This window comes from Streptomyces sp. JB150 (assembly GCF_011193355.1).
Classification (GTDB): Bacteria; Actinomycetota; Actinomycetes; order Streptomycetales; family Streptomycetaceae; genus Streptomyces.
Genome location: NZ_CP049780.1, coordinates 4,450,163 through 4,472,432, shown reverse-complemented (window position 1 = coordinate 4,472,432; position 22,270 = coordinate 4,450,163). Strand labels below are relative to the sequence as shown.

18 protein-coding genes and 1 tRNA gene are annotated in these 22,270 nt (G+C 69.6%); 5 read left to right on the top strand and 14 right to left on the bottom strand.

What is annotated here, in order from left to right:
* Positions 1-2: 2 nt before the first annotated feature.
* The 3 genes from G7Z13_RS20885 to G7Z13_RS20875 are packed head-to-tail and all read left to right on the top strand — an operon-like array spanning position 3 to position 3,029.
* Entirely contained in the window at positions 3-1,190 is a 1,188-nt protein-coding gene (locus tag G7Z13_RS20885) for a PE-PGRS family protein (RefSeq protein WP_165994892.1), read from the top strand.
* 59 nt (positions 1,191-1,249) lie between these two features.
* On the top strand, positions 1,250-1,702 hold the full coding sequence (locus G7Z13_RS20880) for a Pycsar system effector family protein (protein ID WP_240926513.1): 453 nt from the start codon (positions 1,250-1,252) through the stop codon (positions 1,700-1,702).
* Between the two features lie 52 nt (positions 1,703-1,754).
* Entirely contained in the window at positions 1,755-3,029 is a 1,275-nt protein-coding gene (locus G7Z13_RS20875) for a M48 family metalloprotease (protein WP_166001501.1), read from the top strand.
* A 64-nt stretch (positions 3,030-3,093) separates the two neighbouring features.
* On the opposite strand, the gene G7Z13_RS20870 is transcribed toward G7Z13_RS20875, so the two are convergent.
* The 12 genes from G7Z13_RS20870 to G7Z13_RS20815 all read right to left on the bottom strand — a co-directional run bounded on the left by G7Z13_RS20870 (position 3,094) and on the right by G7Z13_RS20815 (position 16,884).
* Positions 3,094-6,993, bottom strand: a complete 3,900-nt coding sequence (locus G7Z13_RS20870; protein WP_166001499.1) for a DNA-directed RNA polymerase subunit beta' — start codon at positions 6,991-6,993, stop codon at positions 3,094-3,096.
* A gap of 110 nt (positions 6,994-7,103) precedes the next feature.
* A complete protein-coding gene (gene rpoB, locus G7Z13_RS20865; protein WP_166001497.1) occupies positions 7,104-10,589 on the bottom strand; it encodes a DNA-directed RNA polymerase subunit beta in 3,486 nt (1,161 codons plus the stop codon).
* A 569-nt stretch (positions 10,590-11,158) separates the two neighbouring features.
* The gene (gene rplL, locus G7Z13_RS20860; protein WP_166001496.1) at positions 11,159-11,548 is read right to left on the bottom strand and encodes a 50S ribosomal protein L7/L12; all 390 of its coding nucleotides are present in this window, start codon (positions 11,546-11,548) and stop codon (positions 11,159-11,161) included.
* A 119-nt stretch (positions 11,549-11,667) separates the two neighbouring features.
* The gene (gene rplJ, locus G7Z13_RS20855) at positions 11,668-12,198 is read right to left on the bottom strand and encodes a 50S ribosomal protein L10 (protein WP_145829782.1); all 531 of its coding nucleotides are present in this window, start codon (positions 12,196-12,198) and stop codon (positions 11,668-11,670) included.
* A gap of 329 nt (positions 12,199-12,527) precedes the next feature.
* The gene (locus G7Z13_RS20850) at positions 12,528-13,370 is read right to left on the bottom strand and encodes an LppX_LprAFG lipoprotein (RefSeq protein WP_166001494.1); all 843 of its coding nucleotides are present in this window, start codon (positions 13,368-13,370) and stop codon (positions 12,528-12,530) included.
* A gap of 254 nt (positions 13,371-13,624) precedes the next feature.
* The gene (gene rplA / locus G7Z13_RS20845; protein WP_166001492.1) at positions 13,625-14,350 is read right to left on the bottom strand and encodes a 50S ribosomal protein L1; all 726 of its coding nucleotides are present in this window, start codon (positions 14,348-14,350) and stop codon (positions 13,625-13,627) included.
* An 83-nt stretch (positions 14,351-14,433) separates the two neighbouring features.
* Positions 14,434-14,868 (bottom strand): 50S ribosomal protein L11, encoded by a 435-nt coding sequence (gene rplK / locus G7Z13_RS20840; protein WP_019525223.1) that lies wholly within the window; start codon positions 14,866-14,868, stop codon positions 14,434-14,436.
* A gap of 132 nt (positions 14,869-15,000) precedes the next feature.
* Positions 15,001-15,264, bottom strand: coding sequence for a hypothetical protein (locus G7Z13_RS20835; RefSeq protein WP_166001490.1), 264 nt, complete (start codon positions 15,262-15,264; stop codon positions 15,001-15,003).
* Positions 15,261-15,413, bottom strand: coding sequence for a hypothetical protein (locus G7Z13_RS20830; RefSeq protein WP_166001488.1), 153 nt, complete (start codon positions 15,411-15,413; stop codon positions 15,261-15,263). Before G7Z13_RS20830 ends, G7Z13_RS20835 begins: the two co-directional genes overlap by 4 nt.
* A gap of 86 nt (positions 15,414-15,499) precedes the next feature.
* Positions 15,500-16,342 (bottom strand): transcription termination/antitermination protein NusG, encoded by an 843-nt coding sequence (nusG, locus tag G7Z13_RS20825; RefSeq protein ID WP_166001486.1) that lies wholly within the window; start codon positions 16,340-16,342, stop codon positions 15,500-15,502.
* A 77-nt stretch (positions 16,343-16,419) separates the two neighbouring features.
* Positions 16,420-16,707, bottom strand: coding sequence for a preprotein translocase subunit SecE (gene secE, locus G7Z13_RS20820; protein WP_166001484.1), 288 nt, complete (start codon positions 16,705-16,707; stop codon positions 16,420-16,422).
* Positions 16,708-16,811: 104 nt separating this feature from the next.
* Positions 16,812-16,884: transfer RNA gene (locus G7Z13_RS20815), tRNA-Trp, on the bottom strand.
* Positions 16,885-17,189: 305 nt separating this feature from the next.
* Here G7Z13_RS20815 and G7Z13_RS20810 point away from each other — a divergent pair.
* Together G7Z13_RS20810 and G7Z13_RS20805 are read left to right on the top strand one after the other, a co-directional pair.
* Positions 17,190-18,416, top strand: a complete 1,227-nt coding sequence (locus tag G7Z13_RS20810; protein WP_166001482.1) for a pyridoxal phosphate-dependent aminotransferase — start codon at positions 17,190-17,192, stop codon at positions 18,414-18,416.
* Positions 18,417-18,536: 120 nt separating this feature from the next.
* The gene (locus tag G7Z13_RS20805) at positions 18,537-19,574 is read left to right on the top strand and encodes an adenosine deaminase (RefSeq protein ID WP_166001480.1); all 1,038 of its coding nucleotides are present in this window, start codon (positions 18,537-18,539) and stop codon (positions 19,572-19,574) included.
* A 26-nt stretch (positions 19,575-19,600) separates the two neighbouring features.
* On the opposite strand, the gene G7Z13_RS20800 is transcribed toward G7Z13_RS20805, so the two are convergent.
* Both G7Z13_RS20800 and G7Z13_RS20795 read right to left on the bottom strand, forming a co-directional pair.
* A complete protein-coding gene (locus G7Z13_RS20800; protein WP_166001479.1) occupies positions 19,601-20,656 on the bottom strand; it encodes a UDP-N-acetylmuramate dehydrogenase in 1,056 nt (351 codons plus the stop codon).
* A gap of 101 nt (positions 20,657-20,757) precedes the next feature.
* On the bottom strand, positions 20,758-22,200 hold the full coding sequence (locus G7Z13_RS20795) for a DHA2 family efflux MFS transporter permease subunit (protein WP_166001477.1): 1,443 nt from the start codon (positions 22,198-22,200) through the stop codon (positions 20,758-20,760).
* Positions 22,201-22,270: the final 70 nt, after the last annotated feature.

The window sequence follows — 22,270 nt, the reverse complement described above, 5'->3', positions numbered from 1 at the left end:
TCATGGCGGACTTCCGCCGTCAGCCGGAGTGGCAGCAATCCGCCGACCGGCACAGCACCCTGATCGACCCCGTGCTCACCGTGCGGCCGGTCTCCCGGTTCGACTACGCCGCCCGGCGTCCGGTCACCGCGATCGACCACGCACTGGTGTTCGCCACGGCGACCGGCACGTACGACGTCTACATCCCGCCGCACCGGCCCACCCGCGCACAGGCGGCCACCCGCCGCTACGCCTCGGTGTACGAGGTCGACATGGGCAGCCACCCGGTGCGGCTGGATCTCGATCTGCCCAGCGACGACGACGCGTTCTCGTTCGGCGCGACCGCCGATCTGACCTGGCGGGTCGCCGATCCGGAGGCGTACGTGCGCAGCGGTGAGCGGGACGTGCCCACCCGACTGGCCCGGGAGCTCCAGCAGTTCGCCCGCCCGGTCAGCCGGCGCTTCTCCATCGAGGACAGCCCGGCCGCCGAGAGCGCCGTGCAGCAGGCCGTCGCCTCCGGCTCCTTCGCGGCGGGCATCGGGCTCGCCGTCACCTGCGTGATGCGGCTGAGGCTGGACGACGGGGCGATCGAGCACCGGCGCAGGCGCCGGGAGCTGCGCTACAGCACCGAACTGCTGGACCCCGAGCACGAGTTCCGGATGCGGCAGGCGCAGCAGCAGCACGAACTGGAGATGCTGCGCCAGCGGCAGTACCAGCAGCTGGTGGCCGAGAAGATCCACTTCTACCAGTACCACCTCCAGCACGGCGGCGTCGGCGCGTGGGCGCTGCACCTGGCCGCGCACCCCGAGGACACCCGGCTGGTGATCGACAACATCCACCGGGACCAGCTGACGTACATCAAGGACCAGCTGGAGCTGATGAGCGGCGACGAGCTGGAGGACTACGAGAAGGCCGCCTCGCTCAAGCAGATCCGCCAGGAGGTCGACGACCTGATCCAGCGCCGGTCGGCCGCCCCGGGGGCTCCGGGCGAACTGCCCACCGGCCCGCCTCCCGGAGGGCCGTACGGCGCGGAGGACCCGGCGGCGCCCGCGGCCGCCCCCGCTGCCACGGGAGGCCCCGCGCCCGTCACACCGCCACCGCCCCCGGCGTACGCCCCTGCCCCGTCGGCCGCCCCCGCCGCACCGGCCGTCCCCCCGCCGCCGCGGCCGCCGGACCGTGAAGCCGCGGAGCCGGGATCGGGACCGGCGTGACTTCCGCGGACGATGCCACGGCCGTCCGCCATCAGCTCTCCGAACGCCTCCTCACCGACATGCGCGCGGAGATAGCACGGGCGGACAGCAAGGCGGCGGTGCTGGTGGCGGCGCTCGGCATCACCGCCGGGGTGTGCAGCGGGCTGATGGCCGGGCGCAAGTGGAGCCCGCAGGACCTCTCGGCGGGGGGCGCGGTGCTGTGGTGGGCCGGGATCCTGTCGTTCGCCCTGTCCCTGCTCGCGCTGCTGCTGGCCGTGCTGCCCCGCTACGGCAAGGACGGCTGGGCCCCCGGCCGCCCCCTCTGCTACTTCGGCGACGTCCAGCGCGCCGTACGCGACGGACAGCTGGCCGACGCGCTCGCCGACACCGCCCGCGACCCGGCCGGCGGGCACCTGGTCGCCCTGACCGAGACCAGCCGTATCGCCGCCCGCAAGCACCAGTGGATCCGCACCGGCCTGATCGCCTTCTGCGCCGGGACGGTCCTGCTGCCCGCGGGCCTGCTGGCCGGCTGATCCCCCGTTCCGCCCGAGGGCTCGCAAGACCCGCACGCACGAAGGAGTTCCCATGACACAGCCACCGGACCCGGCCGCCGTACCGGAACCCCCGTACCCGGCCGCCCCGCCGCCACCGCGGTATCCGACGGCCGCACCGCCCCCGCAGTACTCTTCCGCCCCGTCGCCCCCTCAGTACCCGACGGCCGTCCCACCGGCGTACTCGACGCCCCTGCCCCCGGCGTATCCGACCGCCCCGTCCCCCGCGTACCCGGCCGCCGGCCCCACCCCGCCCGTCCACCCGGCCGGCCCCGGCACCCCACCGCCCGCCGGTACCGCCGGCGTCGCCCCCGGCGTCACCGCCGCCGTCCCGTCACAGCCCACCGGAGCCCCCGACGACCTCGACTACCGTCACGCCGGCTCCCGTATCCATGTGGCCGAGCACCAGCGCGGCGCGGACGCCACCGCGATCGGGCGGCTGCTGATCCACGTACCGGGCCTGCTGGTGAGCCTGGCCGTGGTGGCCACCGTCGCCGAGGCCCTGGCCGGCCCGGCCGGTGCCTGGGTGACCGTCCTGCTGTGGCTGGCCTCCGGCGCGTTCGTCTTCCACCGGCCCACCGAGCTGGCCTTCGCCCGCCACGTCCTCACGCTGCGCGCCCCGCTGGCCGACGAGCGGGCCCGGCTGGAGCCCGTCTGGCGCGAGGTCACCGCCCGCGCGGGCATCGAGGCCCACTCCTACGAGCTGATGGTCGAGAACAGCACCGAGCTGAACGCGTCCGCCGTCGCCGGTCACGTCGTCAGCGTCACCACGTACGCCCTCAACGAGATACCGAGCAGCAACCTCGCCGCCGTACTCGCCCACGAACTCGGCCATCACACCGGCGGTCACGCCTGGGCCGGCCTGCTCGGCTACTGGTACTCCCTGCCGGGCCGCGCCGCCTGGGCGCTGACCAAGCGCCTCGCCCGGTTCGCGCTCGTCATCGCCAGTGTCTTCTCGGCGGCGGCCACCGGAGTCCTGGTGCTGTTCATGGGGGTCCTCCTGACGGCGGGCATGCTGGTGGTCCCGTACATCACCGTCCCGCTGGTCCTCGCCCCCTACCTGCTGGCCTACATGGGCCGCAAGGGCGAGCTGCGCGCCGACCAGCAGGCCGCCGACCTGGGCTTCGCCGGTCAGATGACACAGGTGCTGTACCGGTTGCAGGCCGAGGAGGACGCCCTGGAGGCGCACGCGCGGGCGACGGGGCAGCGGCTGGAGAAGCCGGGCAGACTGGCCCGCCTGCTGTCCACGCACCCCGACAACCCCACCCGCATCCGGGCCCTGGAGCCCTATCTGCGCACCGGCCTCTGACTGCGGACACGCCGAAGGGCGGCCACCCACCGGGGTGACCGCCCTTCGTGTTCAGGCGACTCGCTTACTGGTTGTACGGACCGTAGTCGTAGTCCTCCAGCGGAACGGCCTGGCCGGAGCCCGTGCCGAACGGCGAGTAGTCGATGTCGTCGTAGCCGACGGCCGAGTACATCGCGGCCTTGGCCTCCTCGGTCGGCTCGACCCGGATGTTGCGGTAGCGGGACAGACCCGTACCGGCCGGGATGAGCTTACCGATGATGACGTTCTCCTTGAGGCCGATGAGGCTGTCGGACTTGGCGTTGATCGCCGCGTCCGTCAGGACTCGGGTCGTCTCCTGGAAGGAGGCGGCCGACAGCCAGGATTCCGTCGCCAGCGAGGCCTTGGTGATACCCATCAGCTGCGGACGACCGGAGGCCGGGTGACCGCCCTCCTGGACCACACGACGGTTCTCCTGCTCGAAGCGGGAGCGCTCGACCAGCTCGCCGGGCAGCAGCTCGGCGTCGCCGGACTCGATGATCGTCACGCGGCGCAGCATCTGCCGGATGATGATCTCGATGTGCTTGTCGTGGATCGACACACCCTGCGAGTTGTACACCTTCTGGACCTCGCCGACCAGGTGGACCTGAACGGCACGCTGGCCCAGGATGCGCAGCACGTCGTGCGGGTTGGTGGCACCCACGGTGAGCTTCTGGCCCACCTCGACGTGCTCGCCCTCGCTGACCATCAGACGGGCGCGCTTGGAGATGGGGTAGGCCATCTCGTCGCTGCCGTCGTCCGGCGTGATGACGATCTTCTTGGTCTTCTCGGTCTCCTCGATCCGCACGCGGCCGGCGGCCTCGGAGATCGGGGCGACACCCTTCGGGGTACGGGCCTCGAAGAGCTCGACGACACGCGGCAGACCCTGGGTGATGTCGTCACCGGCCACACCACCGGTGTGGAAGGTACGCATCGTCAGCTGGGTACCGGGCTCACCGATGGACTGGGCGGCGATGATGCCGACCGCCTCACCGATGTCGACCAGCTTGCCGGTGGCCAGCGAACGGCCGTAGCACATGGCGCAGGTGCCGACCGCGGACTCACAGGTCAGGACCGAGCGGGTCTTGACCTCGGCGACGCCGTGGGTGATCAGCTCGTCGATGAGCACGTCGCCCAGGTCGGTGCCGGCCGGGGCCAGCACCTTGCCGTCCACGACGATGTCCTCGGCGAGGCAGCGCGCGTACACGGACGTCTCGACGTTCTCGGCCTTGATGAGCGAGCCGTCCTCGCCGCGCTCGGCGATCGCCAGGCGCAGACCGCGGTCGGTGCCGCAGTCCTCCTCGCGGATGATGACGTCCTGGGAGACGTCGACCAGACGACGGGTGAGGTAACCCGAGTCGGCGGTACGCAGGGCGGTGTCGGCGAGACCCTTACGGGCACCGTGGGTGGAGATGAAGTACTCCAGCACGGACAGACCCTCACGGAACGACGCCTTGATGGGCCGCGGGATGGTCTCGTTCTTCGCGTTCGACACCAGACCGCGCATACCGGCGATCTGACGCATCTGCATCATGTTTCCTCGGGCACCCGAGTTGACCATCATGAAGATCGGGTTGGTCTTCGGGAAGTTGCCCGTCATGGCCTCGGCCACGTCGTTGGTGGCCTTGGTCCAGATCGCGATGAGCTCCTGGGTCCGCTCGTCCTTCGTGATCAGACCGCGCTCGTACTGCTTCTGGACCTTCTCGTCCTGCGCCTCGTAGCCCTTGACGATCTCCTTCTTCGCCTCGGGGACGACGACGTCGGAGATGGCCACGGTGACACCGGAACGGGTCGCCCAGTAGAAGCCGGCCGCCTTCAGGTTGTCGAGCGTCGCCGCCACGATGACCTTCGGGTAGCGCTCCGCCAGGTCGTTGACGATCTGGGAGAGCTGCTTCTTGCCGACCTCGTAGTCGACGAACGGGTAGTCCTCGGGCAGCAGCTCGTTGAAGAGCGCGCGGCCCAGCGTGGTCTTCAGGGTGAAGCTGTCACCCTGCTGCCACTCCGGCTCGCCCTCCTCGCGGGCCGGCGGCTCCCAGCCGCGCGGCGGGATGGTGCCCACCGGGAAGCGGATGTCGACCGGCGCCTGGAGCGACAGCTCGCCGGCGTCGAACGCCATGATCGCCTCGGCGACCGAGGAGAACGCGCGGTCCTCGCCCTTGATCTCGCGGCCCTCGGCGTCCGTGGTGAGGAAGTACAGACCCAGCACCATGTCCTGGGTCGGCATCGTCACCGGACGGCCGTCGGCGGGCTTGAGGATGTTGTTCGAGGACAGCATCAGGATGCGGGCCTCGGCCTGCGCCTCCGCGGACAGCGGCAGGTGCACGGCCATCTGGTCACCGTCGAAGTCCGCGTTGAACGCGGTGCACACGAGCGGGTGGATCTGGATGGCCTTGCCCTCGACCAGCTGCGGCTCGAAGGCCTGGATGCCGAGGCGGTGCAGGGTGGGAGCACGGTTCAGCAGCACCGGGTGCTCGGCGATGACCTCTTCGAGGACGTCGTACACGACCGTGCGGCCGCGCTCCACCATGCGCTTGGCGCTCTTGATGTTCTGCGCGTGGTTCAGGTCGACCAGGCGCTTCATCACGAACGGCTTGAACAGCTCCAGCGCCATCGCCTTGGGCAGACCGCACTGGTGCAGCTTCAGCTGCGGACCGACGACGATCACGGAACGCGCGGAGTAGTCCACACGCTTGCCGAGCAGGTTCTGGCGGAAGCGGCCCTGCTTGCCCTTCAGCATGTCGCTGAGGGACTTCAGCGGACGGTTGCCCGGGCCGGTGACCGGACGGCCACGACGGCCGTTGTCGAACAGCGCGTCCACGGCCTCCTGGAGCATGCGCTTCTCGTTGTTCACGATGATCTCGGGCGCGCCGAGGTCGAGAAGCCGCTTCAGGCGGTTGTTGCGGTTGATGACACGGCGGTACAGGTCGTTCAGGTCGGAGGTCGCGAAGCGGCCACCGTCCAGCTGCACCATCGGACGCAGGTCTGGCGGGATGACCGGCACGCAGTCCAGCACCATGCCCTTGGGGCTGTTGCTGGTCTGCAGGAACGCGGAGACGACCTTCAGGCGCTTGAGCGCACGGGTCTTCTTCTGGCCCTTGCCGGTGCGGATGATCTCGCGGAGCTTCTCGGCCTCCTCCTCGAGGTCGAAGGACTCCAGGCGCTTCTGCAGCGCCGCGGCACCCATCGAGCCGTCGAAGTACGTGCCGAAGCGGTCCCGCAGCTCGCGGTAGAGCAGCTCGTCGCCCTCCAGGTCCTGGACCTTGAGGTTCTTGAAGCGGTTCCACACCTCGTCGAGGCGGTCGATCTCGCGCTGCGCGCGGTCGCGCAGCTGCTTCATCTCGCGCTCGGCACCCTCGCGCACCTTGCGACGCACGTCGGCCTTGGCGCCCTCGGCCTCCAGCTCGGCCAGGTCGGACTCGAGCTTCTTGGCGCGGGCCTCCAGGTCGGCGTCGCGGCGCTGCTCGATCTGCTGGCGCTCGACGGAGACGTGGGCCTCCAGCGACGGCAGGTCGCGCTGACGGCGCTCCTCGTCGACGTACGTGATCATGTACGCCGCGAAGTAGATGACCTTCTCCAGGTCCTTCGGAGCGAGGTCGAGCAGGTAGCCGAGGCGCGACGGGACGCCCTTGAAGTACCAGATGTGCGTGACGGGGGCGGCGAGCTCGATGTGGCCCATCCGCTCACGGCGCACCTTGGCGCGGGTGACCTCAACGCCACAGCGCTCGCAGATGATGCCCTTGAAGCGGACGCGCTTGTACTTGCCGCAGTAGCACTCCCAGTCCCGGGTCGGACCGAAAATCTTCTCGCAGAAGAGTCCGTCCTTCTCGGGCTTGAGGGTGCGGTAGTTGATGGTCTCGGGCTTCTTGACCTCACCGTGGCTCCACTGACGGATGTCGTCAGCGGTGGCCAGGCCGATCCGGAGCTCGTCGAAGAAGTTGACGTCGAGCACTATGCGTCAATCCCTCTCAGGGTCGTAAGTCTTGGGGTCTGATACGGGGGTCCTGGGGCCGGCCGGAGGCTCAGGGATCTTCATCGCTGAACCTCCGGACCGGACTCCCGTCAGACCTCTTCGACGCTGCTCGGCTCGCGCCGGGACAGGTCGATACCGAGCTCCTCCGCAGCGCGGAAGACATCCTCGTCGGTGTCACGCATCTCGATGGACATACCGTCGCTGGACAGCACCTCCACGTTCAGGCAGAGAGACTGCATCTCCTTGATGAGCACCTTGAAGGACTCGGGGATGCCGGGTTCGGGGATGTTCTCGCCCTTGACGATGGCCTCGTAGACCTTCACGCGGCCGGTGACGTCGTCGGACTTGATGGTCAGCAGCTCCTGGAGGGCGTAGGCGGCGCCGTAGGCCTCGAGTGCCCACACCTCCATCTCGCCGAACCGCTGGCCACCGAACTGGGCCTTACCACCCAGCGGCTGCTGGGTGATCATCGAGTACGGGCCGGTCGAGCGGGCGTGCAGCTTGTCGTCGACCAGGTGGTGCAGCTTCAGGATGTACATGTAGCCGACCGAGATCGGGTCCGGGAACGGCTCACCGCTACGGCCGTCGAACAGCCGCGCCTTGCCGGACGGGAGCACCATGCGCTCGCCGTCGCGGTTCGGGATGGTGTGCTGCAGCAGACCCGCCAGCTCGTCCTCGCGCGCACCGTCGAAGACCGGGGTGGCCACGTTGGTGCCGGGCTCGACCTTGTCGGCGCCGATCGCCTGGAGGCGCTGCGCCCACTCGTCGGCCAGGCCGGAGACGTCCCAGCCGCGGCTGGCGAGCCAGCCGAGGTGGATCTCCAGCACCTGTCCCGGGTTCATTCGGGACGGCACACCCAGCGGGTTGAGGATGATGTCGACCGGGGTGCCGTCCTCCAGGAACGGCATGTCCTCGATCGGCAGGATCTTGGAGATGACACCCTTGTTGCCGTGGCGGCCGGCGAGCTTGTCACCGTCGGTGATCTTGCGCTTCTGCGCAACATACACACGCACCAGCTGGTTGACGCCGGGCGGCAGCTCGTCGCCCTCCTCGCGGTCGAAGACGCGCACGCCGATGACCTTGCCGGTCTCACCGTGCGGCACCTTCAGCGAGGTGTCACGGACCTCACGGGCCTTCTCACCGAAGATCGCGCGCAGCAGGCGCTCCTCCGGCGTCAGCTCGGTCTCACCCTTGGGCGTGACCTTGCCGACGAGGATGTCACCGGCGATGACCTCGGCGCCGATGCGGATGATGCCGCGTTCGTCGAGGTCGGCGAGGACCTCCTCGGAGACGTTCGGGATGTCCCGGGTGATCTCCTCGGGGCCGAGCTTGGTGTCACGGGCGTCGACCTCGTGCTCCTCGATGTGGATCGAGGAGAGGACGTCGTCCTGCACGAGGCGCTGCGACAGGATGATCGCGTCCTCGTAGTTGTGACCCTCCCACGGCATGAACGCCACGAGCAGGTTCTTGCCGAGGGCCATCTCGCCGTTCTGGGTGGCCGGACCGTCGGCGAGGACCTGGCCCTCGACGACCCGGTCGCCCTCGTTGACGATGACCTTCTGGTTGACCGAGGTGCCCTGGTTGGAGCGGGCGAACTTGGCCAGGCGGTACGTGATGTACGTGCCGTCGTCGTTGGCGGTGGTGATGTAGTCCGCGGAGACCTCCTGGACCACACCGGCCTTCTCGGCCTTGACGACGTCGCCGGCGTCGACGGCGGAGCGGTACTCCATGCCGGTGCCGACGAGCGGGGCCTCCGCCTGGATGAGCGGAACGGCCTGGCGCATCATGTTCGCGCCCATGAGGGCACGGTTGGCGTCGTCGTGCTCGAGGAAGGGGATCATGGCGGTCGCGACCGACACCATCTGGCGCGGCGAGACGTCCATGTAGTCCACGTCCTCGGGCGCGACGTAGTCGACCTCGCCGCCACGGCGGCGGACCAGCACGCGGGCCTCGGCGAACCGCATGTCGTCGGTGAGCGGCGCGTTGGCCTGCGCGATGACGAAGCGGTCTTCCTCGTCGGCGGTGAGGTAGTTGACCTCGTCCGTGACCTGGCCGTCGATCACCTTGCGGTACGGCGTCTCGACGAAACCGAAGGCGTTGACGCGACCGTAGGTGGCGAGCGAGCCGATCAGACCGATGTTCGGGCCTTCGGGGGTCTCGATCGGGCACATGCGGCCGTAGTGCGACGGGTGCACGTCGCGGACCTCGAAGCCGGCCCGCTCACGGGAGAGACCACCCGGGCCGAGCGCGGACAGACGACGCTTGTGCGTCAGCCCGGACAGCGGGTTGTTCTGGTCCATGAACTGGGACAGCTGGCTGGTGCCGAAGAACTCCTTGATGGAGGCGACGACCGGCCGGATGTTGATCAGGGTCTGCGGCGTGATCGCCTCGACGTCCTGGGTCGTCATCCGCTCGCGGACGACACGCTCCATACGCGCCAGACCCGTGCGGACCTGGTTCTGGATGAGCTCGCCGACGCTGCGCAGACGACGGTTGCCGAAGTGGTCGATGTCGTCGGTCTCGACGACGACCGTCTCGCCGTTGTCGCCGGTCGTCTCGGTCTCGCCGGCGTGCAGCTTCACCAGGTACTTGATCGTCGCGATGATGTCCTCGACGGTCAGGATGCCCGCGTCCAGCGGGGTGTCCGTACCCAGCTTCTTGTTGACCTTGTAGCGGCCGACCTTGGCGAGGTCGTAGCGCTTGGGGTTGAAGTAGAGGTTCTCGAGCAGCGTCTGCGCGGCCTCACGCGTGGGGGGCTCGCCCGGACGCAGCTTGCGGTAGATGTCGAGCAGCGCGTCGTCCTGGCCCTGGGTGTGGTCCTTCTCCAGGGTGGCGCGCATGGACTCGTATTCGCCGAACTCCTCGAGGATCTGCTCGGTCGTCCAGCCGAGCGCCTTGAGGAGGACGGTCACGGACTGCTTGCGCTTGCGGTCGATGCGGACACCGACCATGTCGCGCTTGTCGATCTCCATCTCCAGCCAGGCACCCCGGGACGGGATGATCTTGGCGGAGAAGATGTCCTTGTCAGAGGTCTTGTCGATGGTGGAGTCGAAGTAGACACCCGGCGAACGGACCAGCTGCGACACCACGACACGCTCGGTGCCGTTGATGACGAAGGTGCCCTTGTTGGTCATGAGCGGGAAGTCGCCCATGAAGACCGTCTGGGACTTGATCTCGCCGGTCTCGTTGTTCGTGAACTCGGCCGTGACGAAGAGCGGCGCGGCGTAGGTGAAGTCGCGCTCCTTGCACTCGTCGATCGAGTTCTTCGGCGGCTCGAAGCGGTGGTCGCGGAAGGTCAGCGACATCGACCCGCTGAAGTCCTCGATCGGGGAGATCTCCTCGAAGATCTCCTCCAGACCGGACTTGGTGGGGACGTCCTGACCGTTCTCGAGGGCCTCCTCGACGCGAGCCTTCCACGCGTCGTTGCCGAGCAGCCAGTCGAAGCTCTCGGTCTGGAGCGCGAGAAGGTTCGGAACCTCGAGGGGCTCCTTGATCTTTGCAAAGGAGATGCGCAGCGGGGCGGTGCTGGCAGCGTTGTTCGTATTCGCGGTCGAGGCGTTGCGCGAGGCGGCCAAGAGGGGGTCCTTCCGAGGGCTCGGACTCACTACGCGCGTACCGGCCCCTCCCCCATATGCAGAGACACTTTCCCCAGGTCAGAGGGGACGAGGTGCCGGTGCTCGGGTGAGGGCAGACCCCTGGTGACGGGCAGGGGACAGCTAACAGGCAGCGCAAAGGGTCAGTGTAGCCACTCGGCACACTGATGTCCAGCCCCGGATTCCGGAGACCCTTGTTCTCAACGCCTGCGTCATGCCTGCCCTCAACGCACGTTGATACTGCCCTCTTCGTCGTCGATCCATGCCTCGGATTCGGACCGTTGTGACGACGCGTCCTGAGAATTGCGCGCTGCGTGCGGTTCGTCAAGGCCCCCTTGGCCGGAACCAGGTGCTCCGGAGACACGACGAAGATCACCTTACCCCTCCCCACGGGGGGCGCAAGGCAAGCGCGGCCCGCCCTCCGAGAACGCCGAAGAGCGACCACCCGGATGGATGATCGCTCTTCGGTGCGTTCGCGTTACAGCCTCGCGAGGCTACGCCTCAGACGGCTGTGCTCGGCGTCGCGGGAGTGCGGTGCGAACCGCGAGGTCTTACTTGACCTCGACGGAGGCGCCGGCGCCCTTGAGGGCCTCGGCGGCCTTGTCGGCCTGCTCCTTGTTGACCTTCTCGAGGACCGGCTTCGGGGTGCCGTCGACGAGGTCCTTGGCCTCCTTCAGACCCAGGGAGGTCAGCTCGCGCACGACCTTGATGACCTGGATCTTCTTGTCGCCGGCGCCGGTGAGGATGACGTCGAACTCGTCCTTCTCCTCGGCGGTCTCGGCGGCGGCGCCACCAGCGGCACCACCGGCGACGACGACCGGCGCGGCAGCGGCGGCGGTGACGTCGAACTTCTCCTCGAAGGCCTTCACGAACTCGGAGAGCTCGATGAGGGTCATCTCCTCGAACTGGGCAAGCAGCTCGTCCTGGGTGAGCTTCGCCATGATGGCGGTCCTTCCACTCAATCGGCAGGTGCCGGATGTACTGGGTGAGGCGGGCGTACGTTCGGGCCCGCTGCGACCCTTGCCGCGCTCAGGCGGCGAGGATCAGAAAGCGAGCCGAATTACTCGGCACCGCCCTGCTCGTCCTGCTTGGCACGGAGCGCGTCCACGGTGCGGACGAGCTTCGAGGGCAGGGCCTGGAAGACGGAGGCAGCCTGGGACTGCTTCGCCTTGAAGGCACCGGCCAGCTTGGACAGCAGAACCTCGCGGGACTCGAGGTCCGCAAGCTTCTTGATCTCGTCGGCGGACAGCGCCTTGCCGTCAAGGACACCGCCCTTGATGACGAGATTGGGGTTCTCCTTGGCGAAGTCACGGAGACCCTTCGCCGACTCCACCGGGTCACCGGTGACGAAGGCGACGGCCGTCGGACCAGCGAAGAGCTGGTCGTCCAGCGTGATCCCGGCCTCGTTGGCCGCAATCTTGGTCAGCGTGTTCTTCACCACGGCGTACTGGGCGTTCTCACCGAGCGAACGACGCAGCGTCTTGAGCTGCGCCACGGTGAGACCGCGGTACTCGGTCAGCACGGCGGCGTTGGAGCTGCGGAACTTGTCCGTCAGTTCGGCAACCGCGGCAGCCTTGTCGGGCCTCGCCATAGAGCCTCGGCCTCCTTCCGGGTGATTCGGACCGCGCGGACCCGAAGGAGGACTGGGGAAAACGAAACGCCCCGGCACAGGCGCACGGGGCGTAGCTCGACCAGACGGATTCCGTACGGGCGGAACCGATCCGGGAGCACTTCCACTGTCACCTGCGCGGGTCGTCCGCAGTTCAGCGGATCCTTCGGCCACCGCGCCCTCGTATGAGCGCACGGCAACGACCAGCGGTCTTTGGCTTCGGTAGGAGAGTACGTGACCGGATCGCCGTCAAGCAAATCCGGTCACCGCGGGACGATCGGGTACGCCGGACGGAGGACCGGTTACGGCGGTCAGGCGCCGCTCTCGCGCATCATCTCCGCGAGGTCGGCGACCTCCCCGGCGGGCGGGGCGGTGACCTTCACCGGCTCGTTGACGTCGAGGAAGGTGATGGTCAGGTCGAGCGGGCCGCCGTCGGCCTTGCCGCGCACCCGGAACTGCTTGGTGCGATCCTCGCCGTCGACCCACATGTCCATGGTGATCTCGTCGACGCCCATCTTCTCGTACTGGTCGAGGCTCTTCTCGCGGCGCTCGCGGGTGGCCCTGTCCTCGTCCTTCAGGGAGTCGCGGAACTCGTCGAGGGTGACCGTGCCCGAGTACCGGGTGGTCTGCACGCCGTCGACCTTCTCGGTGCCGACCCGCTCGACGTCCTCGGCGCCGGTGAGGAGGGCGGTCTCCGCGGCCGGGTTCTTCTCGGCCGTGCCCGCGGCGCCGAGCTGGTTCATCTCCTTGTCGGCGCCGAGCGCGGACAGGTCGAACTTCATCCAGCTCTTGCCGTCCATCTCCTTGGCCATCTCCGGGCCGCCGCCGATGTACATCGCCTTGTCGACGAGGCGGATCTCGACGGTGCCCTCCGGGCCCTGGTCGAGCGCCGACATCTGCATGCTCATGGCCATGGAGGGCTTCGTCCGCAAGGACGCCTCGGCCTCGACGTGGCCCTGCTGGGGGATCTCGCCCTTCATGCGGTAGCGGAGGGAGGAGATGTCCTCCGTGTTCTTCGCCGCCTCGGCGACGGCCGCCGCCGGCGACATCGCGGGCGCTTCCTCCGTCCCGCAGCTCACGGCACCGCCGGCGAGCAGCAGGGCGGCGAGCGCGGCGGCGGATATGGACGGCTTGGCGGACCTGGCGGACTTCATGGATTCCCCCCACGGGACACATGGCTGACGCAGCCTGACACACAGAGGCCGCGAGCCTATCCGAGAGGGAGAACCGCGGGCCCCGTATTCTCCGGAGGCATCAGGCGCCACAGGGCGCCGAGCGCACCGCACAGCGCCACACGGCCGCACAGCACCACACGGCCGCTCGCGCCACACTGCGGCCGGAAACGGGAACGGGCCCCGCACCCAGGAAGAGTGCGGGGCCCGTGAACCGGTTCGGGTGAGCCTCAGGCTCAGACCGCGGCCGGGTCCTCCTCGACGAGGAGGTTGCGGGTGCGGTTCGGGTCGACCGGGATGCCGGGGCCCATCGTGGTGGTGATGGCGGCCTTCTTGATGTAGCGACCCTTGGCGGCGGACGGCTTCAGACGGAGGATCTCCTCCAGGGCCGCGCCGTAGTTCTCCACCAGCTTGGTGTCGTCGAACGACGTCTTGCCGATGATGAAGTGCAGGTTCGCGTGCTTGTCGACACGGAACTCGATCTTGCCGCCCTTGATGTCGGTGACAGCCTTGGCGACGTCCGGGGTCACGGTGCCGGTCTTCGGGTTCGGCATCAGACCACGGGGACCGAGCACGCGGCCGAGGCGGCCGACCTTGCCCATGAGGTCCGGGGTGGCGACGACGGCGTCGAAGTCCAGACGGCCCTTCGCGACCTCGTCGATCAGCTCGTCGGCGCCGACGATGTCGGCGCCCGCGGCACGCGCGGCCTCGGCACGGTCACCGGTCGCGAAGACCAGGACCCGGGCGGTCTTACCGGTGCCGTGCGGGAGGTTCACGGTGCCACGGACCATCTGGTCGGCCTTGCGCGGGTCGACACCCAGGCGGAAGGCGACCTCGACGGTGCCGTCGAACTTGGTCGTGGAGGTCTCCTTGGCGAGACGGACGGCCTCGAGGGGAGCGTAGAGCTTCTCCCGGTCGATCTTGGCGTCCGCAGCGCGGAGAGACTTGCTGCGCTTGCTCACTTAAAGCTCCTGTTGAGTCTAGGAGTCGTGGTCCGGGCCGAGCAGGCCCTTCCACACTTCTGCTGTCGCTACGGGGGTGAGGGTCAGCCCTCGACCGTGACGCCCATGGAACGGGCGGTGCCGGCGATGATCTTTTCGGCGGCGTCCAGGTCGTTGGCGTTGAGGTCGGGCATCTTGGTGGTGGCGATCTCGCGGACCTGCTCGCGGGTGATCTTCGCGACCTTGGTCTTGTGCGGCTCGCCGGAGCCCTTCTCCACGCCCGCGGCCTTGAGGATCATCTTGGCGGCCGGAGGGGTCTTGGTGATGAAGGTGAAGGAACGGTCCTCGTAGACCGTGATCTCCACCGGGATGACCCAACCGCGCTGCGACTCGGTCGCGGCGTTGTAGGCCTTGCAGAACTCCATGATGTTGACGCCGTGCTGACCCAGCGCGGGGCCGACCGGCGGGGCCGGGTTGGCGGCACCGGCCTGGATCTGGAGCTTGATGAGCCCCGTGACCTTCTTCTTCTTGGGAGGCATGCTCTCTCCGGGTCCTTACTGAGAGGTTGATTACCACCTGCGACAGGGGGATCGGCGCCGGAGCGTGATCCAGGCAGATGGCATACCGCACAACGATAGCCCCTGCTTCCTCCGTACCAGAAATCGCCCTGGTCAAGAGGACCGCACGGGCCGGGCGCGCCGCTCGCCGCGGCCCAGGTGCGCCGCCCCGGCGGCGAGCGCGGCGAGTGTCGCCGCCAGTGGCAGCGCGAGCAGCAGGGCCACGCTCCCGCGCCCGGCGTCGTCCGCGAGGACGGCCCGCCCCGGCTCGCCCGGCACGTGGAGCACGGCTACGGAGTCGCCGTCGGCGAGCCCGCCGGCCCGTGTACCGGCCGGCAGCGCGGCCGTCACCGGCTCCCCCGCGACCGGGAACGTCACACGGCACCCGCCGAGGAGACAGGCGCCGTCGTGGAAGACGGCGCGGGCCGGTTGCCGCCCCGGGCCTCGGCGCGCTGCCAGGCGGCGGGGAAGCACACCACGTACGTCAGCGCGAGCAGGAGGAGCCCGGCGGCCGGCGCGGTGCGCACACGCCGAGGGCGCCCCGGCCCGGTGCTCACCGGCGGGGCGCCCTCGGACGTCGACGTGTTCGGTACCGCGCGCTCGCTGCTGGCGCTCAGTTCTTCTGGATCTGGTCGAAGGACAGCTCGACCGGGGTCTCGCGGCCGAAGATCTCCACCAGGCCCTTGACCTTCTTCGAGTCCGGGTTGATCTCGTTGATGGTCGCCTGGAGCGTGGCGAACGGGCCGTCGGTGACGGTGACCGAGTCGCCGACCTCGAAGTCCAGCACCTGGACCTCGACCTTGCGCTGCGGGGCCGGCTTGCCCTCGGCCTCGGCGGCCTCGCGGGCGGCCTTCTCCTCGGCCTCCGGGGCGAGCATCTTGACGATCTCGTCCAGGGTCAGCGGGTACGGGTCGTAGGCGTTGCCCACGAAGCCGGTGACGCCGGGGGTGTTGCGGACGACGCCCCAGGACTCGTTCGTCAGGTCCATGCGCACCAGGACGTAGCCGGGGAGCTTGTTCTGGCGGATGGTCTTGCGGTCGCCGTTCTTGATCTGGACGACCTCTTCCTGCGGCACCTCGGCCTGGAAGATGTAGTCCTCGACGTTCAGCGAGACGGCGCGCTGCTCCAGGTTGGTCTTCACGCGGTTCTCGTAACCGGCGTAGGTGTGGATCACGTACCACTCGCCGGGCAGGCTGCGCAGCTCCTGGCGGAGCTTCTCGACCGGGTCGAGCTCGGGCTCCGCCTCGGCCTCCTCGGCTTCGGCGGCGGCCTCGGCCTCTTCGGCGTCCTCGGCCTCGTCCTCGTCGGTCACCTCGAGGGCGGCCTCCTCGGCCGGCTCCTCGGCGTCGGCAGCCTCGACCTCGTCCAGGTCCTCGTCCGCGCCCTCGACGATGTCGAGCTCGTCATCCACGGACGCATCCGGCTCGATGGCGTCGTTCAGGTTCGGGTCAGACACGGTGGCTGCTTCTTCCTGGATACATACGGGTGGAACACGCGAAAGGGGCGCCAGTGACGGCGCCCTTCGCTCTTGGCTCAGCCGAAGACGTACTTGGCTGCGTGGTCGAGCCCATAGTCAATCACGGTGACCAGGCCGATCATGATGACGACGAAGATGATCACGACGGTCGTATACGTCGTCAGCTGGCTGCGCGTGGGCCAGACGACCTTGCGGAGTTCCGCGACGATCTGGCGGTAGAAGAGGGCGAGCCGCTTCAGCGGGCCCTTCTTCGCGCGCTTGCCGCCTTTGCGCGTCCTCTTCTTCGACTCGGGCGCCTCGTCCTGGGCATCAGGCGTGTCGATGGAGCCCACGGCGTCCGTCATAGTCCTCACCTGATCCCGGGTCGTGGCCGTGCCGCGCCCGGTCTGAGCCGCACGGCGGTGCATTGCTGTACGTACCTGCGCACACATCCTGGCGGTGTGTGTAGCAGGGCCGGAGGGACTTGAACCCCCAACCGCCGGTTTTGGAGACCGGTGCTCTACCAATTGAGCTACGACCCTTTGTCTGTCCCCCAACGTACCGCATCCGGACGGGTGCTCGGTGTGCACCGGACGAGTGCGGCCCGTGAGAGCCAACGAGGTGAGAGTGTACGTGGTCCGAGGCCGGGCGTCGAACAGAAAGCACCCATGACGGCGCCCGGCGCGGCAGGACCGGCCGGTGTCCGGCGGGAGAGCGGGGTGCGTTCGCCGGAAGATCACCCAGGCCGGCGCGGGGATCCGGACGGGTGTTCCGTGCTCTGCCCGGTCCTGCTCACTCCGTGAAACCCGTGTGCCGGGCGCGTTTCCGGTCTGGAACGATGGGCTCCATGAGCGCTGCAACCCCTCCCACCGAGCGCCGGGTCTCCGCCCGAGTCGGCGCGATCTCCGAGTCCGCCACCCTCGCCGTGGACGCCAAGGCGAAGGCCCTGAAGGCCGCCGGGCGTCCGGTGATCGGCTTCGGCGCCGGCGAGCCCGACTTCCCGACCCCGGACTACATCGTCGAGGCGGCCGTCGAGGCCTGCAGGAACCCGAAGTACCACCGCTACACCCCGGCCGGCGGCCTGCCCGAGCTGAAGGCCGCGATCGCCGAGAAGACGCTGCGCGACTCCGGCTACGAGGTGGACCCGTCGCAGGTGCTGGTCACCAACGGCGGCAAGCAGGCGATCTACGAGGCGTTCGCCGCGATCCTCGACCCGGGCGACGAGGTCATCGTCCCGGCGCCGTACTGGACCACCTACCCGGAGTCGATCCGGCTGGCCGGCGGTGTCCCGGTGGAGGTCGTCGCCGACGAGACCACCGGCTACCGGGTGAGCGTGGAGCAGCTGGAGGCGGCCCGCACCGAGCGGACGAAGGTCGTCCTCTTCGTCTCCCCGTCGAACCCGACCGGCGCGGTCTACAGCGCGGCCGAGGCCGAGGCGATCGGCCGCTGGGCCGTCGAGCACGGCCTGTGGGTGCTCACCGACGAGATCTACGAGCACCTGGTCTACGGCGACGCGACGTTCACCTCGCTGCCGGCGATCCTGCCGGAGCTGCGCGACAAGTGCATCGTCGTCAACGGCGTCGCCAAGACGTACGCGATGACCGGCTGGCGGGTCGGGTGGATCATCGGCCCGAAGGACGTCGTCAAGGCCGCGACGAACCTCCAGTCGCACGCCACGTCGAACGTGTCCAACGTGGCGCAGGTCGCCGCGCTCGCGGCGGTCTCCGGTGACCTCGACGCGGTCGCGACGATGCGGGAGGCGTTCGACCGGCGCCGCAAGACGATCGTGCGGATGCTGAACGAGATCGACGGCGTGATCTGCCCGGAGCCGGAGGGCGCCTTCTACGCGTACCCGTCGGTGAAGGGACTGCTCGGCAAGGAGATCCGCGGGAAGCGTCCGCAGGACTCGGTCGAGCTGGCCGCGCTGATCCTGGACGAGGCGGAGGTCGCCGTGGTGCCGGGTGAGGCGTTCGGGACGCCGGGGTACCTGCGGCTGTCGTACGCGCTGGGTGACGAGGACCTCGTCGAGGGCGTCTCGCGGATCCAGAAGCTGCTGGCGGAGGCCAGGGACTGACGTCCGCCCTGTCGGGGGCGCCTGCCGGACACGGCGGGCGCCCCCCTTTGTTTGTGCGAGCAGGACCACGATCGGTGAACGGGCTACCGAGGCGGCGGGGGCGTACGGCAGGATCTGGGAATGGAGCGCGTACGTGATCTCTCTGAGCTGCCGAAAGCCCATCTGCACCTGCACTTCACCGGTTCCATGCGGCCGGGCACCCTGCTGGAGCTGGCCGACAAGTACGGCGTACGACTGCCGGACGCGCTGAGCGAGGCGCTGGTCAGCGGCGAGCCGCCGAGTCTGCGCGCGACGGACGAGCGGGGCTGGTTCCGGTTCCAGCGGCTGTACGACGCGGCGCGCTCGTGCCTGCGCTCGCCGGAGGACATCCAGCGGCTGGTGCGGGAGGCCGCGGAGGAGGATCTGCGGGACGGCTCACGATGGCTGGAGATCCAGGTGGATCCGACGTCGTACGCCCCCCGGCTGGGCGGGCTGATCCCCGCGATGGAGGTCATCCTGGACGCGGTGGACACGGCCGTGCGGGAGACCGGCCTGGGGATGCGGGTGCTGGTCGCCGCGAACCGGATGAAGCATCCGCTGGACGCGCGGACGCTGGCGCGGCTGGCGGTGCGGTACGCGGACCGGGGCGTCGTCGGGTTCGGGCTCTCCAACGACGAGCGGCGCGGCATGGCCCGGGACTTCGACCGGGCGTTCGCGATCGCGCGGGAGGGCGGGCTGCTGTCGGCGCCGCACGGCGGGGAACTGGCCGGGCCGTCGTCGGTACGGGACTGTCTCGACGATCTGGGCGCGAACCGCATCGGTCACGGGGTGCAGGCGGCCCAGGATCCCCGGCTGCTGAAGCGGCTCGCGGACCGGCAGGTGACCTGCGAGGTGTGTCCGGCCTCGAACGTGGCGCTGGGGGTGTACGAGAAGCCGGAGGACGTGCCGCTGCGGACCTTGTTCGAGGCGGGGGTGCCGATGGCGCTGGGCGCGGACGATCCGCTGCTGTTCGGTTCGCGGCTGGCCGCGCAGTACGAGCTCGCCCGGGAGCATCACGGCTTCACGGACGCGGAGCTGGCGGAGCTGGCCCGGCAGTCGATCCGGGCGTCGGTGGCGCCGGAGGGGGTGAAGGCGGAGCTGCTGGCGGGGGTGGACCGGTGGCTGACCACGCCGGTGTGAGAGGCCGGGGCCCCGGGCGGGGGCCGTCAGAGGCTGACGCCGACCGTCACCGGCTCGTTGACCAGCGTGATCCCGAAGGCCTCGCGGACCCCGGCGACCACCTCGCGGGCGAGGGCGAGCAGGTCCTCCGTGGTGGCGTTCCCGCGGTTGGTGAGGGCGAGGGTGTGCTTGGTGGAGATGCGGGCGGGGCCGGTGCCGTAGCCCTTGGTGAAGCCCGCCTTGTCGATCAGCCAGGCCGCGGACGTCTTGGTGTGGCCCGGTCCGGCCGGGTAGGCCGGGGGTTCGGCGTCGGCGCCGAGGCGTTCGCAAACGCGCGCCCGGAAGGCGGCGAACTGGGCGTCGGTGAGGATGGGGTTGGTGAAGAAGGAGCCGGCGGACCAGGTGTCGTGGTCCTCCGGGTCGAGGACCATGCCCTTGCCGGCGCGCAGTTTCAGGACGGTCTCGCGGGCGTCGGCGAGCGGCACGCGGTCGCCGGGCTCGACGCCGAGGGCGCGGGCCGTCTCGGCGTACTTGACCGGCGCCGAGAGGCCGCCGGCGTCCTCCAGGCGGAAGCGGACGCGCAGGACGACGTACCGCTCGGGGTCGGACTTGAAGCGGCTGTGGCGGTAGCCGAAGGCGCAGTCCTCGTTGGAGAGGGTCACCGTCTCGCCGGCGCGGCGGTCGTAGGCGATGACCTCGGTGATGGTGGAGGAGACCTCCTGGCCGTACGCGCCGACGTTCTGGATCGGGGTGGCGCCCGCGGAGCCGGGGATGCCGGCGAGGCACTCGATGCCGGCGAGGCCGGCCTCGACGGTGCGGGCGACGGCGTCGGTCCACACCTCGCCGGCGGCCAGCTCCAGGGTGGTGCCGTCGAGGGTGAGGCCGCGCGTGGCGATGCGCAGGGCGGTGCCGTCGAAGCCCTTGTCGCCGATGACGAGGTTGGAGCCGCCGCCGATGAGCAGCAGGGGCGTCCCGCCGGCGTCGGCCTCGCGGACCGCGGCGATCACCTCGGCGTCGGTCTCGGCGGTGACCAGGCGAGTGGCGGGGCCGCCCAGCCGGAAGGTGGTCAGCGGGGCGAGGGGGGCGTCGTGGAGTTCCTGCACGGGCCCAAGACTACGAGACGGCACCGACAGCCCCGGTACGCACGGGTACGGCCCCGCCCGGGAGAGGGCGGGGCCGTACGCGGCGGGGCGCACCGCGGGGTTCAGCGGCCGGCGGTCTCCAGGACCGGTTCCTTCGTGGCCGCCGGGGCGCCGGGGGCCGCCTGGGCGGGGCGGGAGCGCGGGATGGCGAGGGCGGCCGCTGCCGCCAGGGCGACCACCGCGGCGCCGACCACGAGGGCGGGCCGCAGGCCGTCGACGAAGGTCTGGGCGGACTCGTAGCCGCCCTGGGCCGTGAAGACGGAGGACATGATCGCGATGCCGAGCGCGCCGCCCACCTCGCGGAGCGCGTTGTTGGCGCCGGAGGCGATGCCCTGCTCGCTGACGGCCACGCTGGACATGACGAGCGCGGAGGACGGGGCGAAGTACAGGGCCATGCCGAAGCCGCCGAGGATCAGTCCGGGCAGCTGGGAGGCGTAGGAGGCGTCGGCCGTGGCGGCGAAGGCGAGGTAGCCGAGGCCGGCTGCCTGGAGGAAGAGGCCCGCGGCGACGATCGGACGGCCGCCGACGCGGTCGGAGAGGATGCCGGCGATCGGGGCGATCACCATGGGCATGGCGGTCCACGGCAGCATGCGCAGTCCGGCCTCGGTGGGCGAGTAGCCGAGCACGCCCTGCATGTACTGGCTGAGCAGGAAGATCGAGCCGAACATGCCCAGGAACATCATCAGTCCGGCCGCGTTGATGCCGGCGAAGGCACGGGAGCGGAACAGACGCATCGGCAGCATGGGGTTGCGGGCGCGGATGCCGTGCCCGATGAACGCGCCGAGCAGGACGGTGCCGGTGATCAGGGCGGTCAGGACGGTCGCGCCGTTCCAGCCGTCGACGGGGCCGCGCACCAGGCCGTAGACGATGCCGAAGAGGCCGCCGCTGGCGAGTACGGTGCCGCGGATGTCGAGCGGGGTGTCGGCGCCGTGGGACTCCTTCAGCCGCAGGCGGGCCAGCGGGATCAGGGCGAGACCGAGCGGCACGTTCAGCCAGAAGATCCACTGCCAGGAGATGTGCTCGGTGAGGGTGCCGCCGATGAGCGGTCCGGAGGCGACCGCGAGCCCGTTGACGGCTCCCCAGATGCCGTACGCCATGCCGCGCTTCTCGGCCGGGACGGCTGCCGTGAGGAGGGTCAGGGTGAGCGGTGTCATGACGGCCGCTCCGACGCCCTGCACCGCGCGGGCGGCGATCAGGAAGTCGATGCCCGGTGCCAGGGCCGCGGCGGCGGACGCGCCGGTGAAGATGACCAGTCCGATGACGAACAGCCGGCGGCGGCCGAAGCGGTCGCCGAGTGCCGCGCCGGTCATCAGCAGGACGGCGAAGGTGAGCGTGTAGGCGCTCACGGTCCACTCCAGGTCGTGCAGCGCGCCGCCGAGGTCCTCGCGGATGGAGGGCAGTGCGGTGGTGACGACGAGGTTGTCGAGGGCCGCCATGAATCCGGCGACGCTGGTGATCAGGAGGGCCCAGAGGACTCCTCCGCGCGGTGCGGTCTGCTGTGACATCGCTCCCCCAGAGCGTGAGCAAGTAGCGAACGAACGTTGGTTAGTTATTGATGACTAACTTTTGCGGGCG

What these genes read in the sequence shown, in the direction of transcription:
- rplK (WP_019525223.1), bottom strand. Translation starts at nt 14,868, where the DNA reads ATGCCTCCCAAGAAGAAGAAGGTCACGGGGCTCATCAAGCTCCAGATC.
- G7Z13_RS20875 (WP_166001501.1), top strand. Translation starts at nt 1,755, where the DNA reads ATGACACAGCCACCGGACCCGGCCGCCGTACCGGAACCCCCGTACCCG.
- G7Z13_RS20805 (WP_166001480.1), top strand. Translation starts at nt 18,537, where the DNA reads ATGGAGCGCGTACGTGATCTCTCTGAGCTGCCGAAAGCCCATCTGCAC.
- G7Z13_RS20795 (WP_166001477.1), bottom strand. Translation starts at nt 22,200, where the DNA reads ATGTCACAGCAGACCGCACCGCGCGGAGGAGTCCTCTGGGCCCTCCTG.
- rplL (WP_166001496.1), bottom strand. Translation starts at nt 11,548, where the DNA reads ATGGCGAAGCTCACCCAGGACGAGCTGCTTGCCCAGTTCGAGGAGATG.
- secE (WP_166001484.1), bottom strand. Translation starts at nt 16,707, where the DNA reads ATGACGGACGCCGTGGGCTCCATCGACACGCCTGATGCCCAGGACGAG.
- G7Z13_RS20810 (WP_166001482.1), top strand. Translation starts at nt 17,190, where the DNA reads ATGAGCGCTGCAACCCCTCCCACCGAGCGCCGGGTCTCCGCCCGAGTC.
- G7Z13_RS20850 (WP_166001494.1), bottom strand. Translation starts at nt 13,370, where the DNA reads ATGAAGTCCGCCAGGTCCGCCAAGCCGTCCATATCCGCCGCCGCGCTC.
- rplJ (WP_145829782.1), bottom strand. Translation starts at nt 12,198, where the DNA reads ATGGCGAGGCCCGACAAGGCTGCCGCGGTTGCCGAACTGACGGACAAG.
- G7Z13_RS20885 (WP_165994892.1), top strand. Translation starts at nt 3, where the DNA reads ATGGCGGACTTCCGCCGTCAGCCGGAGTGGCAGCAATCCGCCGACCGG.
- G7Z13_RS20880 (WP_240926513.1), top strand. Translation starts at nt 1,250, where the DNA reads ATGCGCGCGGAGATAGCACGGGCGGACAGCAAGGCGGCGGTGCTGGTG.